Annotated in this window: 20 protein-coding genes; 8 read left to right on the forward strand and 12 right to left on the reverse strand. The window is 51.9% G+C overall.

Going from position 1 to position 21,808, the window contains the following annotated elements; all coding sequences use genetic code 11:
* Nucleotides 1-75: 75 nt before the first annotated feature.
* The gene (locus KTT_RS29595) at nt 76-741 is read right to left on the reverse strand and encodes a TMEM175 family protein (protein WP_160146216.1); all 666 of its coding nucleotides are present in this window, start codon (nt 739-741) and stop codon (nt 76-78) included.
* 982 nt (nt 742-1,723) lie between these two features.
* Here KTT_RS29595 and abc-f point away from each other — a divergent pair.
* A complete protein-coding gene (gene abc-f / locus KTT_RS29600; RefSeq protein WP_126601289.1) occupies nt 1,724-3,394 on the forward strand; it encodes a ribosomal protection-like ABC-F family protein in 1,671 nt (556 codons plus the stop codon).
* Here abc-f and KTT_RS29605 read toward each other — a convergent pair.
* Nucleotides 3,391-5,010: a serine/threonine protein kinase gene (locus KTT_RS29605; RefSeq protein ID WP_235845978.1), complete on the reverse strand. Its 1,620-nt coding sequence runs from the start codon at nt 5,008-5,010 to the stop codon at nt 3,391-3,393. The two genes, abc-f and KTT_RS29605, sit on opposite strands and share 4 nt — an antisense overlap.
* Nucleotides 5,011-5,600: 590 nt before the next feature.
* On the opposite strand from KTT_RS29605, the gene KTT_RS29610 reads away from it, so the two are divergent.
* Nucleotides 5,601-5,816: a hypothetical protein gene (locus KTT_RS29610; protein WP_126601291.1), complete on the forward strand. Its 216-nt coding sequence runs from the start codon at nt 5,601-5,603 to the stop codon at nt 5,814-5,816.
* Between the two features lie 95 nt (nt 5,817-5,911).
* Here KTT_RS29610 and KTT_RS29615 read toward each other — a convergent pair whose 3' ends face one another.
* Nucleotides 5,912-7,186 carry a hypothetical protein gene (locus KTT_RS29615; RefSeq protein ID WP_126601292.1) on the reverse strand — a complete coding sequence of 425 codons (1,275 nt, stop codon included), beginning with the start codon at nt 7,184-7,186 and terminating at the stop codon, nt 5,912-5,914.
* Between the two features lie 194 nt (nt 7,187-7,380).
* Complete coding sequence (locus KTT_RS29620) at nt 7,381-8,439, reverse strand: LacI family DNA-binding transcriptional regulator (protein ID WP_126601293.1); 1,059 nt, start codon at nt 8,437-8,439, stop codon at nt 7,381-7,383.
* A gap of 271 nt (nt 8,440-8,710) precedes the next feature.
* Here KTT_RS29620 and KTT_RS29625 point away from each other — a divergent pair, with 271 nt between their 5' ends.
* Nucleotides 8,711-10,264, forward strand: a complete 1,554-nt coding sequence (locus tag KTT_RS29625) for an alpha-glucosidase/alpha-galactosidase (protein ID WP_126601294.1) — start codon at nt 8,711-8,713, stop codon at nt 10,262-10,264.
* Between the two features lie 110 nt (nt 10,265-10,374).
* Here KTT_RS29625 and KTT_RS29630 read toward each other — a convergent pair whose 3' ends face one another.
* Together KTT_RS29630 and KTT_RS29635 are read right to left on the reverse strand one after the other, a co-directional pair.
* Complete coding sequence (locus KTT_RS29630) at nt 10,375-11,163, reverse strand: PadR family transcriptional regulator (protein WP_126601295.1); 789 nt, start codon at nt 11,161-11,163, stop codon at nt 10,375-10,377.
* Nucleotides 11,164-11,548: 385 nt separating this feature from the next.
* Nucleotides 11,549-12,457 carry a LysR family transcriptional regulator gene (locus tag KTT_RS29635; RefSeq protein ID WP_126601296.1) on the reverse strand — a complete coding sequence of 303 codons (909 nt, stop codon included), beginning with the start codon at nt 12,455-12,457 and terminating at the stop codon, nt 11,549-11,551.
* Between the two features lie 156 nt (nt 12,458-12,613).
* On the opposite strand from KTT_RS29635, the gene KTT_RS37470 reads away from it, so the two are divergent.
* Nucleotides 12,614-12,739, forward strand: a complete 126-nt coding sequence (locus KTT_RS37470) for a hypothetical protein (RefSeq protein ID WP_268904551.1) — start codon at nt 12,614-12,616, stop codon at nt 12,737-12,739.
* Between the two features lie 171 nt (nt 12,740-12,910).
* Here the strand turns inward: KTT_RS37470 and KTT_RS29640 are convergent, their stop codons facing one another.
* Entirely contained in the window at nt 12,911-13,744 is an 834-nt protein-coding gene (locus KTT_RS29640; protein WP_126601297.1) for an alpha/beta fold hydrolase, read from the reverse strand.
* A gap of 388 nt (nt 13,745-14,132) precedes the next feature.
* Between KTT_RS29640 and KTT_RS29645 the strand changes: the two genes are divergently transcribed.
* Both KTT_RS29645 and KTT_RS29650 read left to right on the forward strand, forming a co-directional pair.
* On the forward strand, nt 14,133-14,672 hold the full coding sequence (locus KTT_RS29645; protein WP_126601298.1) for a hypothetical protein: 540 nt from the start codon (nt 14,133-14,135) through the stop codon (nt 14,670-14,672).
* Between the two features lie 19 nt (nt 14,673-14,691).
* Nucleotides 14,692-15,837, forward strand: a complete 1,146-nt coding sequence (locus KTT_RS29650) for a hypothetical protein (protein WP_126601299.1) — start codon at nt 14,692-14,694, stop codon at nt 15,835-15,837.
* 80 nt (nt 15,838-15,917) lie between these two features.
* On the opposite strand, the gene KTT_RS29655 is transcribed toward KTT_RS29650, so the two are convergent.
* Together KTT_RS29655 and KTT_RS29660 are read right to left on the reverse strand one after the other, a co-directional pair.
* Nucleotides 15,918-16,634, reverse strand: a complete 717-nt coding sequence (locus KTT_RS29655; RefSeq protein WP_160146217.1) for a YjbE family putative metal transport protein — start codon at nt 16,632-16,634, stop codon at nt 15,918-15,920.
* 197 nt (nt 16,635-16,831) lie between these two features.
* Nucleotides 16,832-17,083 (reverse strand): helix-turn-helix domain-containing protein, encoded by a 252-nt coding sequence (locus KTT_RS29660; RefSeq protein WP_235845914.1) that lies wholly within the window; start codon nt 17,081-17,083, stop codon nt 16,832-16,834.
* A gap of 531 nt (nt 17,084-17,614) precedes the next feature.
* Here KTT_RS29660 and KTT_RS29665 point away from each other — a divergent pair.
* Entirely contained in the window at nt 17,615-18,313 is a 699-nt protein-coding gene (locus KTT_RS29665; protein WP_126601301.1) for a lipid II:glycine glycyltransferase FemX, read from the forward strand.
* Here KTT_RS29665 and KTT_RS29670 read toward each other — a convergent pair.
* Nucleotides 18,310-18,783 carry a peroxiredoxin gene (locus KTT_RS29670; RefSeq protein WP_126601302.1) on the reverse strand — a complete coding sequence of 158 codons (474 nt, stop codon included), beginning with the start codon at nt 18,781-18,783 and terminating at the stop codon, nt 18,310-18,312. The genes KTT_RS29665 and KTT_RS29670 overlap by 4 nt on opposite strands.
* Before the next feature lie 122 nt (nt 18,784-18,905).
* Here KTT_RS29670 and KTT_RS29675 point away from each other — a divergent pair, with 122 nt between their 5' ends.
* On the forward strand, nt 18,906-19,697 hold the full coding sequence (locus tag KTT_RS29675) for a Nif3-like dinuclear metal center hexameric protein (protein ID WP_126601303.1): 792 nt from the start codon (nt 18,906-18,908) through the stop codon (nt 19,695-19,697).
* A 65-nt stretch (nt 19,698-19,762) separates the two neighbouring features.
* Here KTT_RS29675 and KTT_RS29680 read toward each other — a convergent pair whose 3' ends face one another.
* Entirely contained in the window at nt 19,763-20,284 is a 522-nt protein-coding gene (locus tag KTT_RS29680; RefSeq protein ID WP_126601304.1) for a protease inhibitor I42 family protein, read from the reverse strand.
* A gap of 209 nt (nt 20,285-20,493) precedes the next feature.
* Entirely contained in the window at nt 20,494-21,705 is a 1,212-nt protein-coding gene (locus KTT_RS29685; RefSeq protein WP_126601305.1) for a Gfo/Idh/MocA family protein, read from the reverse strand.
* Nucleotides 21,706-21,808 lie beyond the last annotated feature (103 nt).

Here is a 21,808-nt window from a genome sequence, read left to right on the forward strand (position 1 = left end):
TGCTGTGTACTCTACCCCTCATTGAATGAGCTTCATTCATTGTACCACTTTCAGTCAAAGAGCAACCAATGATCATTATTCAGCTATAGTATCGCTCTCAACAAATGGATCGGACTGCTTGCGACGGGGCCGAGGGAACTCGGGTAGGGCAAAGAAGACAGCCAGTAAAAAGTTGAAGACCATGGTCAAAGGCGTATTGAACAGTGCAAGAGCGATCGAGATCACGTACACCAGCGGACCAAAGGCATACTGCCGACTGATCTTGTTTACTTCATGCACATCTACCTTTCTACCCAGCAGGCGACCGTTATGCGAGGCATAGCGCCAGATGAGGTTAAAACAGGTCGCCATAACAAAAAAGGTGATGCCATATAAGATAGCGGCGGTATGATACCGGGGTGCAGTAATATACTCGGCCAGAAGGGCGGTAGGCACCGGGATAAAAACGATAATCATCAATAACAGAATATTGAGAAAAAGCAGGGTGGTATCTGTGCGCTTGATGTGTTTGAAGACACGATGGTGATTCAGCCACATCACACCAATGGTAACAAAGCTGGTCACAAAGGCAAACAGCGTCGGCCCCTGATGTCTAATCACTTGCCACAGTGTCCAATCGTCCATCAATCCACCACCAGGCTCAAAGGGAGAGAACTTTATATCCAACACCAGCAACGTGATGGCCACAGCAAACACCCCATCGCTAAATGCCTCCAGGCGATTGGTATCTTTCTCGTCCACGTACAGCTATCCTTTTACTCGCAAAACGTATCCATAAAAAAGATGCAGGCTCATACCCATCAGGGTACTTTGACGGTGTCTAAATCAATATGAACGCCCGCGCACAGGCGTCCGCTACGCGGCCGCATTGATTTTTGTGTTGGTGCAGGGCGCGCTAACGCACGCCCTGCACCAACACAAAACGGGCTCCTGAGCACCGTAGGTGCCAAACCTCATGCAAGCCGCAGACGATGATCTTGAGAACCGGGCACGCTATAAGTATATCCCATAGAAGCTCTGCTTATGATGCGGCGTCCCTGCCTTTTTTCAGGTCTCAGGGCCATTTAAAAGTAGCGAACAGCGGGGTCAAGGGGCGGCTAGCCACTTGCGGGGTGCGGGGTCAAGGGGCGGCTAGCCCCTTGCGGGGTGCGGGCGAGCATGCCGGGGGCATGATCAGTCCCCGCTCACTCCTCCCTCTCTCACCGCCGCCGAAGGCGGCAAGAAAAGACTTTTAAATGGCCCTGTTCAGGTCTGGCTTGTGGTTGACAATGATAAACAGGTTCGCTATACTAACAAATAGAAATTACGTTTTTACTTCAATCAGGAGAACAGACCCTTGGTGATCACAATTATCAGGCAATAAGGCATCGTCACATCTTTGTTTTTACTTATTGACGAAGCTTCTACTCATCATTGTTGCCTGTGTTATTGTGCTCATGAGCAGGGTAGCACTCCACCTCCCTACCGCAAATTTCACCATTACTCGTTTGCTACCTCAGCATTAGTATATGCTGCCATCCTTAAGAGACTTTAACCGTGCGCAACTGTCGTAGAACTATTCGCTCTGGTTGTATAGCCAGTATACATCTCAGATACCGCGTGACGTTGTGCCTGCCTCCATTTTTTCTTCATATGCACCGGTTACATATAAGCTGCTATGCCTGGTTATAGCACGCTTTTAGCACCACCCATGCTGGAAAAGCATGTAGATAAGCGCGGTTTTATGTTGTTAACAGTCAAAAATATTAGCAAGACGTATGGCATTATTGCGGTTCTCAATGATATCTCTTTTGTACTCAACCGCCAGGAGCGCATCGGCCTGGTAGGACCGAATGGCGTCGGAAAATCCACGCTGCTGCATATTCTTACTGGACAGGAAAACGCTGATCAGGGGAGCATTTCTTATGCTCATGGCGTTGAATACGGCTTCCTGGCGCAGAGTACTCCCGATTTCTATGGACGCACCATCGATGATCTGCTGCTAGAATCGGTGGGCAACCTGCGTCAATTGGAGGTACGCATGCACCAGTTGGAGCAATTGATGGCGCAGAGCGGAGAGCCGAAAGAGCTGGATCAGTTGCTCGAAGAGTACAACACCGTCTCAACGCAGTTTGTAGAGCGGGGAGGTTATGAGCTCGATCATCATATCGACCGGGTCCTGGCCGGTCTGCGCATCGATTATCTTCCCCGCACACGGCCAGTGAGTACACTATCGGGAGGTGAAAAGGCGCGCGTCGGCCTGGCGGCCCTGCTCCTGCGCTCACCCGACGTGCTCCTGCTGGACGAGCCCACCAATCACCTGGATTTCGCCAGCATAGATTGGCTGGAAGGTTACCTGGCCGATTACCATGGCGCCCTGCTGGTTGTCTCACACGATCGCCACTTTTTAAATAAGGCCGTCAACCATATCTTCGAGATCGATGAACATCAGCATCAACTCAAGATGTACACCGGCAACTACGACGCCTATGTGGAGGCAAAAAAAGCTGAACGTATCCAATGGGAGGAGACGTATGAGCGACAACAGGAAGAGATGCAGCTGCTCCGCAAGCGCATTCGCGAGCTCAGACAAAGCGCCAGCCGCAGCAGCTTTGGTCCTCCACGCGACAACGACAAAAACGCGCTCTACGGCCATACGCAGAGCAAGCAGAGCTCATCGGCCAGTCGGCTACGTGGCGCCGAACAGCAGCTCAAGCAATTGGAGGCGGAAGCACTACCCAGGCCACCGAAGATCTTGCGGGTCAACTCCCAGTTTAATCCAGAGCAGGCCATACAGTCAGAGATCGTCATCCGGCTGTCTCAGATCTCTAAGAGCTTCGGGGACCGGACAATCGTGCGGCACATCAACGCGGAAGTGAACGCCGATGCACGTATCCTGCTGACCGGGGAGAATGGAACTGGCAAGACCACGCTCTTCAAAATGATCATGGGACTGGAAACGCCGGACGCTGGTGAGATCCAGTTCTCACCCAGCGCGCGCATCGGTTACCTGCCGCAAGATCCCCTGCTCGATCCCGAAAAAACGGTCATCGAAACCTATCGCTATGATCAGATAGGCTACGAGGACGAGCTTACGGGCCGGCTGATCGGCTATGGGCTCTTCAAACTCGAAGACATGCAAAAGAAGGTCGCGCAGCTCAGCCTGGGCCAGAAGCGCAAGCTTGAGATCGCCCGGCTGATGGCCCGCAATCCCAACGTACTACTACTGGACGAACCCACCAACTATATCAGCCTGGACATTCTGGAAGCCTTCGAACATGCCCTTCTGAACTTTCCCGGACCTGTGATCGCCATCACCCACGATCGCTGGTTTATGCAGCGCGTCGGTGGCATCACCTGGGAGTTAAAAGATGGCCAGCTCGTAACCCGGGAACCACCGCAGCTGGTTCGCTAACAGCGAGTTGAAAGAGCGCTGGCGGTCGCGGTCGCACCATTGAGCGCCCAGACCAGCACATCGCCGCTGGAGGCATTAATCTGCACCACCGCATACTGCCGACCCGGCACAAAATTTGTGGGGAGTGAGCCACTATACTGGGAAGGGACAATCATATTATTGTCCCCAACCGGAATGGTTACATTATCACTGCTGGTATTGAGGTAACCAAATTTGGCGACATAGCCGCTTGCTCCCTGTAGATGCACGCATTCAAGAATCGGCTTGACGGTGCCCGGCGCAACTGGCGAACCGGCCGGATTGCTGGTAGGAACAGGGGTTGGCGAAACCTGCATTACCGGCGTGGTAGGGGTCGCGGTCGGTAGAGGCGCGAGGGTCGCGGTCGGCGTAGAAGTAACACCAACAGTTGGCAAAGATGTCGGCTTCGGCGTAGCGGATGGAGTCGCGACCGCCGTGGTCTCAATCCGCGCTTGCTGCGTTATAGTTGACTTAGCGGTTGCCAACGGCGTAGGAACAACCTTCACGGTGGAGCTACGGTTAAAAAAAGGAGCACCTGTGGCAAAAAAAGCACCGGTCGCCAGCAGTAAAAACAGCAGTGCGACCGACATCAGCAACCAACGTGTACGTATACGTGTACGTGACCGACGCGTCACGTTTAGCGATTGAGCAACATCAGCGCGTTCAACTGGAGCTGGTGAGCCGATAGTCTTCGCCTCAATTGGTAATGTAGCAACAGCATCCATCACCGGAGGCTCAATAGCTTCAAGGGCATTCAAAAAATCCTGAACGGATGCGAAACGGGCGGCAGGATCTTTGGACAGTCCCTTGCTAATAGCGCGCGCGATAACGACTGGCAGATCGGGGTTAAGCGTATCGGGAGCCGGAGGCGTAACATATGTATGTTTGTGCTGGAGCGTTGTGCGAGCTGACCCCGCGAATGGTGTTTTGCCTGTAAATAACTCGTAAGCGATGGCCGCCAGTGCATATTGATCGGCCAGCGCGCTCCGCTGGCCGAGGAACTGTTCTGGCGCCATATAATGGCGTAGTTGTGGTTGCTCATTGCCGCTACTGACAATCTGTACCGAAGCCAGCGAGGGTAAATAAAAATCTGACAGGGCCACATAATCCTTCTTCTCCAGTTCGGATGGCTGATCCTGATCTCTGAGTGCATCGTCAACAGTCTTTTCGGGAGCGCGCTGCATAAATAGCACATTATTGGGCATCAGGTTGCCATGGACAATGCCTTGTTGATGCGCGGCCCGCAGTGCCTCACCGATCTGACGGATAATCGTCAGCGCCCTATCCTGTGGCAGCGGTCCCGGCAAAAGCTGCTGCAGAGAACCTGCGGGCGCATACGCGCTAACGAACACCAGTCCCTGCCAGGTTTTCCGTACCGTCAACGGGGCCAGCACATGCGGATTTTTTAATGCCTGAAGACGACTGACTTCCTGGCGCAGGTGAAGATATGCCTGCTGTTGCTGTAAAGGTGTCATAAATGGCGTGAAGCATATTTTGAGGACGACCTCACGCTTCGAGCGCGGAAGCTGACCAACATAGACCAAAGTTGATCCATGGCGCGCCAGGGGGCGGACCCTGGATTGTTCTGGCAAACCCATATCAGGCACTATTTACATCCTTAATTTTCTGTTACCCTGCTTTTTTTTATTATACCTTGCGAATAAATAAAACTAAATATATGGAAACGACAATAGGAAAAAGAGAGTAAATGTAAATACGCTATTTCTATCCTCATCGACAATACAGCGGGTAGACTATATTAATAGGTTTATGGGGGGGGGGCGTGAACGCCTTTCAAGTATAGGTTTTCAAGGGGCAAAGCCCTTGAACCCGCTTGTGCCGCCTGACGGTGGCACAAGGAGAGGGAAAATCAGGGGACACCCCTGAAACCCCGCCAGGGGCTGCCGCCCCTGGACCCCGATCCAAAAAACCTATACTTGAAAAGGCGTGAACGCCCCGATGCATCAGGATATGGAAGTCTATGTAAGCTCGCAGATATCAAGAGCTCATGCGATAGGCTCCGATCCTATTGCTGTCTGAGATACCGCAACAATAGGAGGGGGTTGCGAGTATGGTACAAGTCTGACCATTTGATTCTGGTGCTATTTCTACGTTCTGATAGATATAAAGATGAATTGTTCCGTACATAACTATAAGATAAACGGTCAGCAAATATAAGGAGACCCGCATGTTTTTTCTACTCATGATCCTCTTCATGATTATCCTTTTTGCCAGCCTGGGCAGACTATTACGGCCCAGGCGCTGGATGGGTTATGGCTACTATCGTCCATACCGACCATGGTTCTTCTTCCGCCGCCCATATATGCGTCGCGATTATTATGGCGATGGCTTCTATGGTCACCACCATCATCATCACGGACATCACCATCATGGCGGCTGGTAAAATAGGTGCAATAAACAAACAACACCAGTTTCAATGTGGAGCGCCTCCCTCGTCCGCATTATGAACGCGAGGGAGGCGCTCCCCATGTTCAACGCCTATGAGATGATGGCGGGATTTTTTTTGATCTGTTGAATGGTCGGTTGGAGCGCGGGCTGGACGACCGGATCTTGCGGCTGGAGCTGGTGGGCCAGGGTGTTGGCCGCGCTAAACACGCCAAAACGCCAGAGGAAATAGGCGTTTCCCTGCTGTGCCGTTGCTGCTTTCCCGGCAACTGTAGAGGTAAGCGGGACGGTGGAAAGGCAGCCCAATGCCCGGTTGCGAGTCGAGGTAAACGACCAGTGCTGCTGAATAGGCGATAGCGAACGTCTGACGCCTGATGCTTGCGCGCTAACTGTTTCGGGCAGAGCAAGCACCTTACTAATCATCAATGTGCAATTAGGATCATCAAAGGAGCTATCCCCAGCTCGATGAGCTGTCACATGCCAGCCATGCTGGTCCTGATCCCAAAATACCTGCAGAAAGGTATACTGCTGGTCGCCAGGCGCTCCTTCCAGCCCTTTTTGCGAGGTGGAAGATGCGCCAGGATCACGATAGGTCCAGGTGGGACGCGTAATCACGAATACCTCCCACGCGGGGATACCATGCCAGGTTTCTGGCTGTGCGGAATACTGGGTACAGAACAAACGGCAATCGTTCCCCTGACTATTCTGGCAGGAAGTACCGATCAAGGGACCCTGACAGGTCGCCGAGGCGCTTACGTCGGTATCCAGCAGAAAACGCAGGGTGGCATTCAGAGGATGGGTGGCAGTATAAACAGGGGAGCTAGCATTGTATGTAAATGGTTCGCCAGCATGAACCGTCTCCTGTGATTGCAACGTGTCCAGGTAAGTCTGGGTGGCCTGCAGTAACGCTTGTCGCTGCTCAGGAGCCAGCCATGTCAACGAAGGGCGGGATGAAAAGCTCACGATATAGGTGGCATCCGCGTGCGAACCATCCGCCACCTCGCTCAGCACGCAGTTTTGTGCGGGCAAGGTATGCACCGGAACCGTAAAGGTACAGCTCTGAGAAGGAAAAGGATCGGCATTCCACTGCAGGGTATGCTCTCCAGGAGCGAGGCTAAGAGGTGTCTCCGTCGTTGCCTGCGGTAGGTGCTCCACAAGCTTACCATCCAGCACAGCTTTTCCCCACGGTGGTGACATTTGAAAAAAGAATGAATTTTCGCCCGCCAACGATAAGCCTGCCTCCTGAGCGCCCCGCATCAGCCGCACGACATCGTTAATAGACCACTCCTGGGTCACCGTCGCTTCCAGAATAAGCAATAGAACAATGATAATACCAATCTTGATGCCGATTTTTGCCTGTTTACGCAACCTGCTCCTCATTTATAGATTTAAACCATGCTGAACGAATACACTTATAAGTAATCCCTGGTTTGGAGCTCCCAATGCTAGAGGACCCTGCCGGAGTGCGAAATCCATTTTCGGATTTTTCAAAAATCTGGGATGACTCATATATGTATTCTATCTTTTTTAAGCCGCTGGTCACAATAGTACAGCCTCCTGCCCTAGCGCGTTGAATTGGGAGCTGAGGTTGAGGCACGTACAACAAGTTGCGTTGGTACAACCAACGGTGAGACGGTTTCTTCACCACTTATTAATTGCAGCAGCAGCGCGACGGCTCCTTTGCTGATCGCCTGCTTATCCTGGTGGATGGTAGTCAGGGGAGGATCGGAGTACTGGCTGCGATCAATGTTATCAAAACCGATGAGAGAGACATCATCTGGTACACGAAGATTATGCTCTTTAAGGGCTCGCAAGATACCGAAGGCCATCATATCGCTGTTGGCTACGATTGCGGTGAAGTCGCGCCGCTCAGAAAGCAGGGCGAGTGCCGCCTGATAGGCATCTTGTGTCTCCCAACCAGATTGGCAGACCAGGCGCTGATCGACCGAGAGTCCGGAACTGGCCATTGCCTGCTGATAGCCCATGAAACGCTCGGTCCCGGTAATGGAGAAGAGTGAACCGGGGAAAAAAGCGATGCGCCGGTGACCAAGTTGCAAAAGATGCTCAGTCGCCTGAATCGCACCACCTTTGTAATCTGACTTCACATAGGTAGTGTGGCCGCCTTGAAACAGGTTATCGATAAACACAGCTGGCATCGCCGAGCCATACAATCCCTGTGTACGAGGATCATCAACACCCAGCGCCATGGTAATCACCCCCTCGACACCCCGCGCCTGCAGCGATAACACATAATTCAAGGTGGGATCGCTCTCGCTGTCAAAGGCAGTGTACGGGCGAGTTGGCAGGAAAAGGTCATAACCTGCCTCGGCTACCGCCTGCTCGATAAAGCGCAGCAGCTCCAGGTAAAAATGGCACTGTGTGAGAGAAAGCTGGGCAAAGTTTAAACCACCTTCGCCGCCAAACATCGCCAGCGCAATCAAGCGTGAACGGCCCGGCGGCAGTGTCTTCGTAAAAATATTGGAGCCATAACCAAGCGTGGCAATGGCGGCGTAGATACGCTGCCGGGTCTCCTCGCTCACCCTGGTGGACCCATTGAGAACGCGGGATACCGTTGCCCGCGATACACCAGCCAATCGTGCAACCTGTTCACTGGTAACCATACAGAAATATATTCTCCTGGCGTGCCGGCCTGTTTATTCTTGCTCCTGTAATTGACTTGCATATACATATAGATGCACATATGTAACATTTAGAAATATCACTATTACATAAAAACGAATCGCTTGTCAAGAATCAAAGCATTGACATATACAGTATATAGAAGTTACAATGGTTTCATCCAAATAGTATCTTCATCGAAGCCTTTCTCTATGTTACATCTTTACAAATATTTGTGCTATTTACCCCACTTATTCGAAGGAGAAGGACAGCGTGGCGATTAAAATTGCGATGGTTGGTGCCGGATCGATTGGCTTTACGCGTACGTTGTTGCGCGATATTCTGGCGGTGCCAGAGCTGGCAGACACCACATTCGCCTTCACCGATATATCCGAGCAGAACCTCGACATGGTCAGGCAGTTGTGTGAGCGCGAGATCGCGGCCAGCAAGTTGCCGGCAAAAATCGAGGCCACCACGGACCGGCGCGCGGCCATCGCGGATAGTGATTACGTAATCAGCACCATCCGGCAAGGAGGTCTGGCAGCCTTTCAGACGGACATTGATATTCCGCTGAAATATGGCGTCGATCAATGCGTTGGTGATACGTTGTGCGCGGGCGGTTTGATGTATGCGCAGCGCACCATTCCGGCGCTGCTGGATTTCTGCACCGATATTCGCGAAGTCGCCAAACCAGGGGCATTGTTCCTCAATTACTCTAATCCGATGGCCATGAACGTGTGGGCCTGCAACCAGTATGGTGGCGTAAAGACCATTGGCCTCTGCCATGGGGTGCAGGGCGCGCACTGGCAGATTACGCAGTGCATCGAGCTGTGGGCGCACAAAGAGGGTCTGCTTAAAGAGGATGAGCATCTCCACCGGCGCGACGTCGATGTGATCGCCGCCGGCATCAACCACCAGACCTGGTTCATCAAGGTGCAGTGGCGCGGCATGGATATGCTGCCGAAACTGTTGGAGCTATTCGAGGCCCATCCAAAGTTTCCGCAGACAGAAAAGGTGCGTATCGACGTCCTGCGTCGTTTCGGCTACTACAGCACCGAATCGAACGGCCACCTGAGCGAATACCTGCCCTGGTATCGCAAACGCGTCAATGAAATCCCTCAGTGGATCGATCTTTCCAGCTGGATTAACGGCGAGACCGGCGGCTACCTGCGGGTCTGCACGGAAGGGCGCAACTGGTTCGAAACAGATTTTCCCAACTGGCTAAAAGAAGAGCCCAGGCCCATCACGGCGGACAGGCGCAGCGAGGAACATGGCTCTTACATCATCGAGGCCCTGGAGACCGGTCGCATCTATCGCGGCCACTTCAACGTGGTCAATCAGAATCACATCACCAACCTGCCCAACGGCTGTGTGATCGAGATTCCGGGCTACGTTGATAAGAACGGTATTAATATGCCGGTGGTGGGGGACCTGCCCATGGCCTGCGCGGCCACCTGCTCCGCCAGTGTGCGTGTGCAACAGATGGGCATGGAGGCGGCGGCACACGGTAACGTTACGCTGCTCAAACAAGCCATGCTGCATGATCCACTGGTAGGGGCCGTCTGCAATCCCGAAGAGGTCTGGCAGATGACCGACGAGATGCTGATCGCGCAGGCACAGTGGCTGCCGCAGTACCAGACAGAGATCCCCCAGGCCCAGGCTCGACTTGAGGCAGCGGTCAAAAATGGTACCCGTGTCAAAACCGTCGAGACCGAAGGGGCGGCCCGTCTGCATGTTAAAACCGTGGAAGAGATGGCCAGCAATCGAGCGGAAGCGCAGGCCAATGCCAGCGCGACCGATAAAGGCAAAATGACGAAAGTCTCATAAAACCCATTTGCCGAAGGAAAGGGAAGGAACCCGCCTTTTTCAGTGACCCCAGGGATGACGCGTATATCGATGGCGATATGCGCGTCATCTCGTATCTGGAGCAAAATCGGTTATGGACGATCATTATCGGAGGTGCTATCCTCGCCGGCCAGGATCAGGTATAACTGGCGGCGGGTGTTGCTGAGTAGTTCGCGGGCTGCGGCCAGTTGTCCGGCTGTACCTTCCTGCGCTACCGTCCTGACCGCCTTGCCAACCTGGTGGAAAAGATCGTGTAGCTCCATCTGGCTATTATCGACTGTATCGCTGACCGACTTCCAGACGCCAGAGAGCTCATCTTTATGTGCCGCCACATACGCCTGTCCCTCATCGGTCAATTTAAAGACGCGGCGACCCTCCTGCTCTTCTGAGCGCACCAATCCCTCATCCTCAAGCATCTGTAAGGCTGGATAGACCGAACCGGGACTGGGCTGCCAGAGTCCGCCGCTGCGCTCAGCAACCTGCTGAATAATCTGATAACCATGCGATGGCTGCTCGGCCAGCAGCAACAGGGTTGCCGAGCGCACATCACCGCGTCCGATGCGTGGACCGCCACGCTCGCCACGACGTCCCCGGGGTCCCCGATGCTCCGGCCCCAGGGGACCGGTATGATGTCGCCCATGATGCTCACGTGGTTCTATCTCTCCAAACTCCTCGCCGCGAAGTCCATGGTGGGCACGATGCTCATGGCGTTCAAACTCCTCCAGACGCTCCCTGCGACCTTGCCGGCGACCGTGATGTCCAGCTTCTCCGAAGCCTTCACCACGCGGATCACCATGATCGCGTGACATATGCATGGTTCGTGAATGCAAATTTCTTGCCGGTCCAAACCAGGATCCCCGGCTCAATTCAAAAGTTCTCATAAGGTTAACACTCCTCTGTTTTTCTATATCGATATGTCATCGATATATCTATAATATATCGGAGAGTGTTTTTTGTCAAGGCTTTTTGGGATCAAAATAAAGATGTGGCGGCATAAAGCATTTTATGCCGCCACATCTTTATTTTGATCGGTTTCTTTTTCTCTTTTTACGCGCCGCCTGCGGCGGCGAGAGGGGAGGGAGAAGAGCGCGGGGACACCCCGCGCCCCGGCAGGAGGGCTGACCGCCCTCCTGCACCTCCCGCATTGGGAGTGCGGAATACGTTTTCAGATTTTGCAAAAAATCTGGGATAACTTATAGGGCGGCATAAAATGCTTTATGCCGCCACCTCTTCATCTTGATCGGTTTCTTTTTGCCCTGGGAGAGGTCAGGAGTGAACGGGGGTGGGATGATTGGACATGCATTCGCGGGTGACCGTCAAGAAGGCATTGAGGGCGGGGGAGAGCCACTTTTCTTTATGCCACAGGATCTGGGTGTGGACATGGAAGCTGTGGCCGGGCCAGTTCAGGGCAACCAGTCGTCCCTGAGCGATTTCTCTGGCCACCGTTATCTCGGGCAGAAACGCCACTCCCATCGAGGCCATCACACACTGTTTAATAGCCTCCACGCTGGTGAATTCCAGGTTGGTGGTTGGATAGACCCCCTGTTCGCTGAGGGCGCGCTCAAAGAGGACGCGATAGCCGCATCCCGCCTCTGTGAGTAAAAACGATTCGCCATCCAGATCTTGTGCCTGAATAGAGGGCAGGCGCGCCAGGTCATGATCCGGCGAAACCAGGATCAAGAGGGGCTCCATAATCAATTCCTCCACCATCAGCGCGGTCGAGCGCTGTGGCTCATCGATCAAAAAAGCAACATCCACCACACCTTCGCTGACCCTGCGACGCAGGTCTTCATAGGGGGAGGGTTTAAAGATCACCTTTACCTGTGGAAAACGATCGCGAAACAGGCGTAGCAGCGTCGGCAAACGATAGATGCAAAGCGTCTCAGGAGCGCTGATAACCAGCGACCCGCTGGGCACGTCGTCATCGGTCACGGCCTCGCGCGCCTCTTCAATGAGGCTAAGAATCTTCTCCGCATATGGCAGGAAACGCTTCCCCGCATCGGTCAAGGCGATACGTTTGCCGAGACGATCAAACAGGCGCACCCCTAATTCTTCTTCCAGCGCCTGCATCTGGGCCGTAACACTGGATTGTACATAGTTCAGCGACTGAGCTGTACGACTGAAGCTCAAAGTAGTGGCAACCATACGAAATGTCACCAGCTGGCGTAACTCCATAGCCTATCCCTTTTATCGATTTTTTTGATACATAGCATCGAAAACAATTCCTTGACTCGATAATAACACACGGCTATACTAAATACAAGAAGATAAAAGTAGTTGTATAGCAATTATAGTTTATTCATAACCATAGGCAAAGTGAAAGGAAAAATCATGGAGATCCTGTTTTTACTGCTCGGAATTATTGTAATGGATATAGCGGCACTGCGCTGGGGAAATGATAGCCGTGATGGCATCGATAGTCCTGAATGGTTAAGAAGCCTGCAGCGGCATTTTTAGTATCGACAGCATTGATACTATACGGCAAGAGCAGGCTGCTTGCAGCCCTTCAAAGGAGTGGGAGAGATCGATAGCAAAGCGGCGATCAGCAGCGACATCACCTCAGGATCCCAGGGAAAAAGATCCAGACCGTGATGTCGCTTTTTTTATGCTCGTGTAATGGCGATAAAATTACTGTTGAGCTTGATGGGCCTGCATCTGCTGCAGAAAAGCCTTGACCGCCCGTATAAACTCGGGGTACTTATCGCGGCGAATGTTATGGCCGGCACCCGCCACCTGAATCAATTGTCCCTCTGGCCAGTAGTGCAGGGCGTCCACGGCTACTTGAGGAGTCACAATGGCATGCAAGGAAGGATCGCCCGTGATCAAAAGCACCGGACAATGGACCATGGCCGCCAGTTCGCGCCAGGAAGGCAGTGATCGCCACTGCTCAAAAATAGCTGGATCAACATCAACCTTTGAATCGACCCACGGCTCGTACTCCTCTTCATCCCATTGAGGACTTTCAGCACGGATATGCGTCAGCATCTCCTCCTTCGTCATTGGCTTTAAGCGCGCCAGCCAGGGAGGTATCCCGGCGCGTGGCCGCTGATTATCAGCCATATGCTCGCTTCGATCTATCAGAGGAGGATCTTCCAACAAAATAGCGCGCACAAGTTTTGGATAGCGAGCCGCCACCACCAGGGCCGTCATGCCGCCCATAGAATGACCAAGCAGATATGGACGATCCAGACGCAATTCCTGAATCAGTCCAGCCACGTCGGCCGCCAGGCTCTCTTGATCCAGTCCCGCCTCTCCTCTTTCCGAATGACCATGGCCACGTGCGTCGGGCATAATAAGCGCGTACTCATCTTCTAACGCATGCGCGATATGCGTCCAGCACAATCCGCTATCGGTCATCCCATGTAAAAGAACAACAGTCGGCTTCTGCTGTGGATCGCCTACCAGGTGATAATGAATGTTAATACCATTAACGTTCATAGTCTCTTCACGCCACTGTGCCATAGAGATTGCCTCCTCATTTGCCTACCAGACGCCTATAAGTACTTTTTAGTATAGCACATCCTCTATTAACCGCTCGCCAGGCTTCACATTTTGCACATTGCATACCTGATATGTGTACATAACAAACATTCTGGCCTATGATTGCGATTGCAATCATAGGCCAGAATGTTCAAATCCTTGATATATTCCTGTTATTAACACAGAATTAATAGACTTATTACACAGTTCTATGGTAGATTTTATTCTACAGAGCCAATTAGCTTTATAGTATGCTTAGTATAAGTATGGCTTCTTCATCATATAAGTGGAGTAGCACAAGATATAGTTGGCAGGAAAGGTATGCTATAGAACTGATTATCACACTTGAGTAGCAAAATAAAGGTGCATTGTGGGTAAAGAACATATCGATGCGAGCCTGGGCCTGGCCTTTAGCCTTGCGCTGTTCGAGAAGTATCGAAAAAATGGTCTGTTGCACGCCGAAGTGCATCATGTACCAGGTATCCGTGGACGTTGTAAGGGATTTTTGCACCTGGTTGAGGGGAAAGTTGTGGCTTGCTATATCGAGGACAAAGAAGGTCGTCGTCACACATCGAGCAGTACCATCCTCATCAAGCTTGATAGTGAGCGCGGCCCATTTGAATGGATGCTATCGCCGCATCCGGCACCGCCTTCCTTAGATCCCAGGACGGCCATACCTGCGCGTCCTATACCAAACTCACCGGTGCCTAAGACCATTGCACCTCTTGACCTTGATGGGTTAGAAGGATGGACATCAAAGCAAAAGTTAATGCTATCTATTGTCTATGGTTTGATCAATGGTGCCGCCAACATCGAAGAAATCAAATCCAAATCGCCTCTGCCGCCATCCGTGACCGAAGAGGCCCTGCGTGTTTTACTAGCGATGAAATTGATAGTCATCTTGGTGTAATGTAGGAGGGAAGCTTATCATGGCAAACTTTTCATCCCCTGAAACCCCGCAGCCTGGAAAGAACTGGTCGCCTACCGAGGTCGTCCAGAAAGACACAACCAACGAAATTTCGCTTGTTCGCTGGTGGTATAGAACCACCGCCATGCCCGAGGTTGGCCCGGACGCAAGCTTCGTCAAGCGTGAAACGATTCGCAGATCGCAGTTACTCAGTACTGTCTTATTCTACTACATCATCGTCGTCACAGTGTTTCTTCCTTGTTGCCTGCTGCTCCCGCGACCAGCCATTGTCTGGGCGGATGCCGGGCTGGTAGTCTCAAGCATTGCCGCGCTCTTCTTGAACCGAAAAGGGTACGTACTGCTCGCGGCCTTAACGGTCGTAGTCATGTTTGAAATGATGCTCACGCTTACCCTGGGACTTATCACCCCGCTGGATGAGCCAGCTATCCAGCTCTATGATCTCTATATCATGGGTGAGCTTCTAGCGGTATCCCTCTTACCTGCGCGTAGCGTGTTCATCTTTGCGATCTGCAACTGCTTGATCATCATAGCCAGCCTGCTGTACCAGCCACACGCCACATTCTTCAATATAGATATGCAAACCCAGTTCATCCCTACGTTTATCAAGTCAGTCGCGCTCCAATTTATCGTTGCCGGTGTCTCATATGTATGGGTCAAGAGCACCACCAAAGCCATTGCGCGCGCCGACCGTGCGGAGATGGTAGCGAAGCTAGAACACGCATTAGGAGATCAAAAGCGGGAGCTGGAAGAAGGGATCGAACAGATTCTACAGGCCCATGTCGCGGTCGCCAATGGTAACTATAACGCACGTGCCCCCCTCACACAGGACAACGCACTCTGGCAGATCGCCCGCGCACTCAACACCCTGCTGGTACGGCTCCAGCGTGCCGTGCTCGCAGAGAAAGAACTGCAACGCGTCGAACAGGCGGTCTCAGCCTCCGTGCGTGCCGTCCAGCACGCAGAACTGCAACACCGATCACCGCGCCTCACCTTTACCCAGACGGCTATTGACCCACTAATCGCGGTTCTACAGGGCAAAACACTGGCCTACACACAATCGCCGCTAGCTCGGAAAGAGACCGCCTACCCCCAGTTTCCCACCGAAGGGGTACATCTTTCGCAACCGGGTCCAACAAAATATCCCTGATCGTCTCGCCTATATTCTGAGCGGCCATACATTGGCCGCTGACATGACAGAATGTATTTCTTAACGCGAGATACATTCTGTCATGTCAACGACTGCTGAACTTTGCGGTCTCGTCTGCGTAAAAAAAGATCGGAGCATAGCACAATAAGAATTGCAACAGTGGGGGCTACAAATTGGATCCATGGATAGCTATCAAAAAAAGATTGCAGACTATCATCGCCCAGGAAAATACGGGACGCGGTCCAGGCCAGAATCAGACACGCCACATCAAGCAGCCAGGGCAAGCGATCCATCAGACTCGCGATCAATGAGCTCCCCAGCAACAAAATCGCGATGCTCAACAGCAAACCAACAACCAGAAAAATAATATTCCCCCCGGCCAGAGCGCCAACCGCCAGTATATTATCCAGGCTCATAGTCGCATCCGCCACCAGGATCGTGATTAGAGAAGCCCAGATACCGTTCGAGCCACGCCGGGTGAGCTTTTCCTGCTCCAACTGCTTCTCATCATCTGTCTTACGAGCATCTTTGCTACGATCGGTGAGTAAGCGGATAGCGATCACGATCAGAATAATGCCGCCAAAGACACCCAGGAAGGGCACCTGCAACAGCATAGTCGCCGCAATAGAAAAAATAATGCGCAAAATGATCGCGCCAGCACCCCCCAATATGATAGCCCAGTAACGCTGATGGCGCGGCAAACCGGCCGCCGCCGCCCCGATAACCAGGGCATTGTCGCCACTCAATACTAGATCCGATAATACAATTCCGCCAATCGCAGTAAACCAATGAAACATCCAGCCACTCCTTAGCAATGTATAGTCGATGCAACTTCCACATAAATTCCCACCCAGACTGATCCGATCCCAAAAAGGCCATAGAGGACCACAGCCCATATATTATGGGACAGATAGTTAAACGTTAGCAATTTCAAAATATCAAATCAAAAAAAGAGTGGCGCACGTCGCGCCACTCGCCTGCTTTAAATTTTACACTAAACCGTTGATGGTGTTCCAGTGTTGAATAACGCATCAAGTGTGTGCTTGCGTACACGATATCCACACCGCTTACCACTATGTGGAAGAGCAACCGCTTCCAACGCCCCAGACTTAATCCAGCGGCGCACAGTTGTATCATCCACCCGCAAGTGACGTGCAACTTCGCGAACCGTCAGCAGATCACCGCCCATCTCAGGTTCATTGACGTTGCGCTCTTCTTTAATATCTGTTTGTTTGTGTCGGGCCATCACTGACCTCCTTTATCACTGAACAAATACGCCTCTACTATAGAACAAAGTGCGTGTTTCAACAAGCACATCTCCGCAAATCGAACTGCGCGCGCTCTCGATGCAGCAACCGAAGGTAACCAGGACCCTGGTCCGATGTCCGAACTGGAAGCAGGTTTGGACACTACCTGCATAGTGATCGCATTCCTAAGGATAGGCAACGCATAAAAACAGATTGATTATTTCTACGCTAGTGCATCTATCCTAAAAACACTAGAAATGCATACACAGTTCAATTTATAGAATCTAGACGTTGAATATAACGTTTTAGGGTAAAGAATTACTACAAGTTATTACCTGGACACGAGAGAAGAGGATATAATAAAGTGGCTTAAGCAGCGTATCTAAATGAACTCCAGTGCATTTCCGAGAAAGTTTATATTTGTAATGGCTGTATTGAAAAAAGCTTTTTTTCACTTCTCCAAAAAGCGTACGTACCCATCCATTGGGCTAGCCAATAAGCTCTGGTTATGGATGGGCTGGCTCTAAAGTATGGTATACGAGGAGTTGCTGGCAAACTTCAAAACCACCTGGCGGCAAAACGTGCGCTCATCGCAGCGCAAGGGGGTCACCATTCGCGAAGCGACCAGTGACGCCGACTTTGACACCTATTATCACATCCTCTCACTCACCGGTGAGCGTGAAGACTTCTTCATTCACAGCAAAGACTACCACAAGGAGATGTACACGCGTTACAAGCAAAAAGAACAGGCGGTCATCCTGCTAGCGGAACATGAGGGGGACGTGACTGCTGCCAAGATGCTCATCAAGATGGGAGACTGGTGCTGGGATATGTTTGGCGGCTCAAGCAACCACAAACGCAACCTCAGGGCAACCTACCTGATCCAGTACCACTGTTTTCTGTGGGCAAAGGAGCAGGGCTGCAGCTTTTTTGACTTCCGTGCCATCCCTAACGTCCTTAAACCTGGCGAAGAGATGTGGGGCGTTTACGAGTTCAAAAAAGGCTTCGGCGGCTTCTCACGCATGATCATCAATACCCAGGACTATATCTACAGGCCATTACCATACAGGGTCTGGAACCTGTTGCTGGATATGCGCCGCGCCCGGCGCCGCAAAGAACGCTCACAGATAGAAATAGAGCGTGCGGCGCGCACAGCTATCCGGGCTTCTCGGGTGCAAAAACACATACAGGGCTCAGATGGAGTGAGGCACGCTATCAGGGGATCTTAGCGAGCGGCACGCAAGGTCTTTAAGGCTTCATCGATGTGGCGTTCGGCCGCCAGTTGCGATGAGAACACATGGCGTACAATACCCTCTTTATCGATAATATAGGTGACGCGTCCCGGTATCAAACCAAAGGCGGAGACCGCGCCGTAGCGTTTTCTGACCGCGCCACCTTTATCGCTTAATAATATAAATGGCAATCGATGTCTGGCCGAAAATTTCTGATGCTCCTCTACCGAGTCGGAACTGACGCCAAGCACCTCGGCGCCCACATCTTTAAAGACCTCATAGCTATCGCGGAAGGCACAGGCCTCCGCCGTGCAGCCCGGCGTCTCATCCTTCGGATAGAAGTAGAGCACCACAGACTTCTGACCACGATAATCCTTTAAGCTCACCTGTTTTCCATCCTGGGTTGGTAATGTAAAATCAGGCGCCTCGTCCCCTACCTGCACCTTTGTCTCCGTTGATGATGCCATCTAGCACCTCCTCTTCGTGAATGAACAACAGCATACGGTTCCATTCCATAATATGCTATGCTTTAGACAAATAACAGACCAGTTTAGGGGCAATATTTGATGAGGAAGAGAGAATAACCTTTATGACAAAAACGATTCAAGAAGTTATTGATCTCATCATTGCGGAGATTCCCAATGCGCCATTAGAAGATTCGGTTGATACGTTCAAATGTGGTGATCCAGGGCAGGAAGTTAGCGGCATTGTCACAACGTTTACAGCGACACTGGATGTGTTGCGACGCGCGGTCGAACTGGACGCCAACCTGATCATTACCCATGAACCCACATTTTACGATCACCGCGACAATACCGACTGGCTGGACGATGATCCGGTCTACGCCGCCAAGCGCGCCTTTATCGAGAAACATCAGCTAACCATCTGGCGCTTCCACGATTACTGGCACATGCACGAACCGGACGGCATCCAGGTCGGAGTTGAAAAGGTACTGGGCTGGGAACAATACGAGCATACCGACAACCGCTACATCATCCATATTCCGCCCACCACAGTTGGAGATCTGGTTGACCACCTCAAGCAAAAGTTCGGCACAAGCACGATGCGCGTCATCGGGGATCTGGCGATGCCATGTCAGCGCATCGGCATGCTGCTGGGAGCGATCGGTGGTACCAACCAGATTAAAGCTTTCCACCTGGCCAATCTAGACGTCGCATTATGTGGTGAGACGACTGAATGGCAGACCGGTGAATATATCCGCGACGCCATCGCCGCCGATCAGAAGAAAGCCCTGATTATACTCGGCCACGCCACCAGTGAAGAGGCCGGCATGCACTACCTGGTCGAATGGCTACAGCCAAAGGTTCCCGATATCCAAATTACCTTCATCCCTGTTGGCGACCCCATCGCTGTCGTATAGAGAGTTGCCATGATCGAAATGATGCCGCAGCAGGCGGCATCATTTCGATCATGGCAACTGTGGTTTTAGCTACAGAATAATGGCCATACGTGTTTGGGCTTACTACTGGCAGTAATACAGTAGGGAGAAGCCTGAATATGAATGATCACATAGAAAGTCTGAGCCGGGGGCTGCATGGTTTCCCAGGCTTGTTTATAGATAAGGTGTAACTGCGTGTTACCGAGGCCGCGGGTAAGGAAGGTAAACTCCTCCATACCAGGCGTTCCAGGTGGAGGGGTTTTACCCGCGATCGACGTAGGGTTGATATAATGCTGACTCTGTAAACGCAACAGAGAACTGAGTGGAGGTGCGATACTCCAGGAATAACCTGTACTTACATTAGAGGGTAGCCGCACAACGATAAGTGTATTGGGCGCCACAGTGACCTGGTTACTATTGTTCGCCTGTGTCAGGATAACAGGAACGCTGGCACTGCGGAATGCGCTGGCAAAAATGAAGAGGAAACCGAGGAAGATAGACAGGCACAATTTTTGCCTTCCGGTGAGCCGCTGCGTGTTCCATAGAACGCCGCTGGTGTTTTTCATCATACTGTTAGCACGACCTTTCAAAAATACATTATTTGGGATCCATACTATCAGTATAAAAACAAAAACAACTTTATAATACTTTTACTATTAAAAGAGGTGCAAGACAATACAAAATAACCTATGATTTTGCGCTCACAGGTTGTTAGGAATTGGTGCAATACAGCAGATGGGTGCATCCGCACCCATCTGCTGTATTGCACCAATTCTTATTATTGTTCAAATGAGGGGAAATGGGTGTAGCTGGACAGGGGAATCACTTTCCCGGGCCGGGCCCAGGGCACGGTTTCCAGTTCGCTAAACAACTTTTCTTGCGTAAATGCCTGCTTGATGATGTCGTCGATACCTTCGATGACCGTCTTGATCGAGCCGGACTCTTCGAAGCGGCTCAACAGAGCCGGTTCCAGTTGATGAATGGGGGAAGATTCGTACGCTCCATCGAAAGCGAGAACATGGGCGCCGGCGATATCCAGATCGCAGACAAAGCTTTGTGGATCAGCCACTTTACGATAGAGATGCTGCATCAGACGATCACGAAGCTGCAGACCGGTATCGCAATCCATCTCCTCATGCGTACCATCGGCGCGAGTAATCTCCACATGATCCGTCGTCCAATGGATGCTACCGCGATCGCCACGCACGATAATCTCGGGTCCAGCCAGCTGGACAGAACAATGGGTGACATAAAAATAGAGTGGGACACCGGGCTCTGCAGTAACACGTATGCAAGCGGTATCCGTGCTTTCAATCTCGTGCCCGCGATAGAGCTCGGCCTCGACGCTACGCAAGATGGCGGAACGCGTCAGCTCACTACCCGCCAGAAAACAGAGCATATTCAACTGATGGGAAACAGCATTGCTAAATGGCGAATCCAGCACCCAGGCATCGTGTATCTGCAGACGACCAGCCCAGCTGTTGCGCGTATAATACTCATCCAGGCGCGGCCACAGGGCATAGCACTTAATGCTCTGCAGCTTCCCAATCTGCTGTTCCAGGATCGCCCGCTTCATCCAGAACGTCTCATGCGCATACATCGTCTGAAAACCGACCGCCACAAAGCGTCCTACCTCTTCCGAGCAGGCGCGCATAGCCAGCACATCCTGAATGGTAGCCGCCGCTGGCTTCTCCACAAAAACATTCGCCCCCGCGCGCAGCGCCGCCAGCGTCATCGGTGCATGCAAAAGGATACCAGTAGGAATAAAACAAACGTCACACTGGCCCCGAAACTGTTCCAGCATCTGCGTAAAATCGGTAAATATCCGGCAGCCGATGGCGCGCAAACGCTGGCACTTCTCGGCCTCCTCTTCCTGATTGATAACGGTCGCGCCCAGCAGGCGAACCTCATCGCGCTCCACCGCACGCATCAGATCCTGATAATGAACATTTCCAAAGCCCGATACCCCGATAAGGCAAGCTGTGATCATACAAAGATCTCCTCACAAAAAAGAAAACGTCTTCTTTACTATAGCATAAAGGATTTGGGAAGATATAACAATGGTGGTCAATGCACTTGCATTGACCACCATT

This window comes from Dictyobacter aurantiacus, assembly GCF_003967515.1.
GTDB lineage: Bacteria > Chloroflexota > Ktedonobacteria > Ktedonobacterales > Ktedonobacteraceae > Dictyobacter > Dictyobacter aurantiacus.

What these genes read in the sequence shown, in the direction of transcription:
- KTT_RS29620 (WP_126601293.1), bottom strand. Translation starts at nt 8,439, where the DNA reads ATGGTTACCAGTGAACAGGTTGCACGATTGGCTGGTGTATCGCGGGCA.
- KTT_RS29670 (WP_126601302.1), bottom strand. Translation starts at nt 18,783, where the DNA reads ATGGCATCATCAACGGAGACAAAGGTGCAGGTAGGGGACGAGGCGCCT.
- KTT_RS29665 (WP_126601301.1), top strand. Translation starts at nt 17,615, where the DNA reads ATGGTATACGAGGAGTTGCTGGCAAACTTCAAAACCACCTGGCGGCAA.
- KTT_RS29610 (WP_126601291.1), top strand. Translation starts at nt 5,601, where the DNA reads ATGTTTTTTCTACTCATGATCCTCTTCATGATTATCCTTTTTGCCAGC.
- KTT_RS29660 (WP_235845914.1), bottom strand. Translation starts at nt 17,083, where the DNA reads ATGGCCCGACACAAACAAACAGATATTAAAGAAGAGCGCAACGTCAAT.
- KTT_RS29675 (WP_126601303.1), top strand. Translation starts at nt 18,906, where the DNA reads ATGACAAAAACGATTCAAGAAGTTATTGATCTCATCATTGCGGAGATT.
- KTT_RS29650 (WP_126601299.1), top strand. Translation starts at nt 14,692, where the DNA reads ATGGCAAACTTTTCATCCCCTGAAACCCCGCAGCCTGGAAAGAACTGG.
- KTT_RS29680 (WP_126601304.1), bottom strand. Translation starts at nt 20,284, where the DNA reads ATGATGAAAAACACCAGCGGCGTTCTATGGAACACGCAGCGGCTCACC.
- KTT_RS29635 (WP_126601296.1), bottom strand. Translation starts at nt 12,457, where the DNA reads ATGGAGTTACGCCAGCTGGTGACATTTCGTATGGTTGCCACTACTTTG.
- KTT_RS29630 (WP_126601295.1), bottom strand. Translation starts at nt 11,163, where the DNA reads ATGAGAACTTTTGAATTGAGCCGGGGATCCTGGTTTGGACCGGCAAGA.
- KTT_RS29685 (WP_126601305.1), bottom strand. Translation starts at nt 21,705, where the DNA reads ATGATCACAGCTTGCCTTATCGGGGTATCGGGCTTTGGAAATGTTCAT.
- abc-f (WP_126601289.1), top strand. Translation starts at nt 1,724, where the DNA reads ATGTTGTTAACAGTCAAAAATATTAGCAAGACGTATGGCATTATTGCG.
- KTT_RS29640 (WP_126601297.1), bottom strand. Translation starts at nt 13,744, where the DNA reads ATGGCACAGTGGCGTGAAGAGACTATGAACGTTAATGGTATTAACATT.
- KTT_RS29655 (WP_160146217.1), bottom strand. Translation starts at nt 16,634, where the DNA reads ATGTTTCATTGGTTTACTGCGATTGGCGGAATTGTATTATCGGATCTA.
- KTT_RS37470 (WP_268904551.1), top strand. Translation starts at nt 12,614, where the DNA reads ATGGAGATCCTGTTTTTACTGCTCGGAATTATTGTAATGGATATAGCG.
- KTT_RS29605 (WP_235845978.1), bottom strand. Translation starts at nt 5,010, where the DNA reads ATGGGTTTGCCAGAACAATCCAGGGTCCGCCCCCTGGCGCGCCATGGA.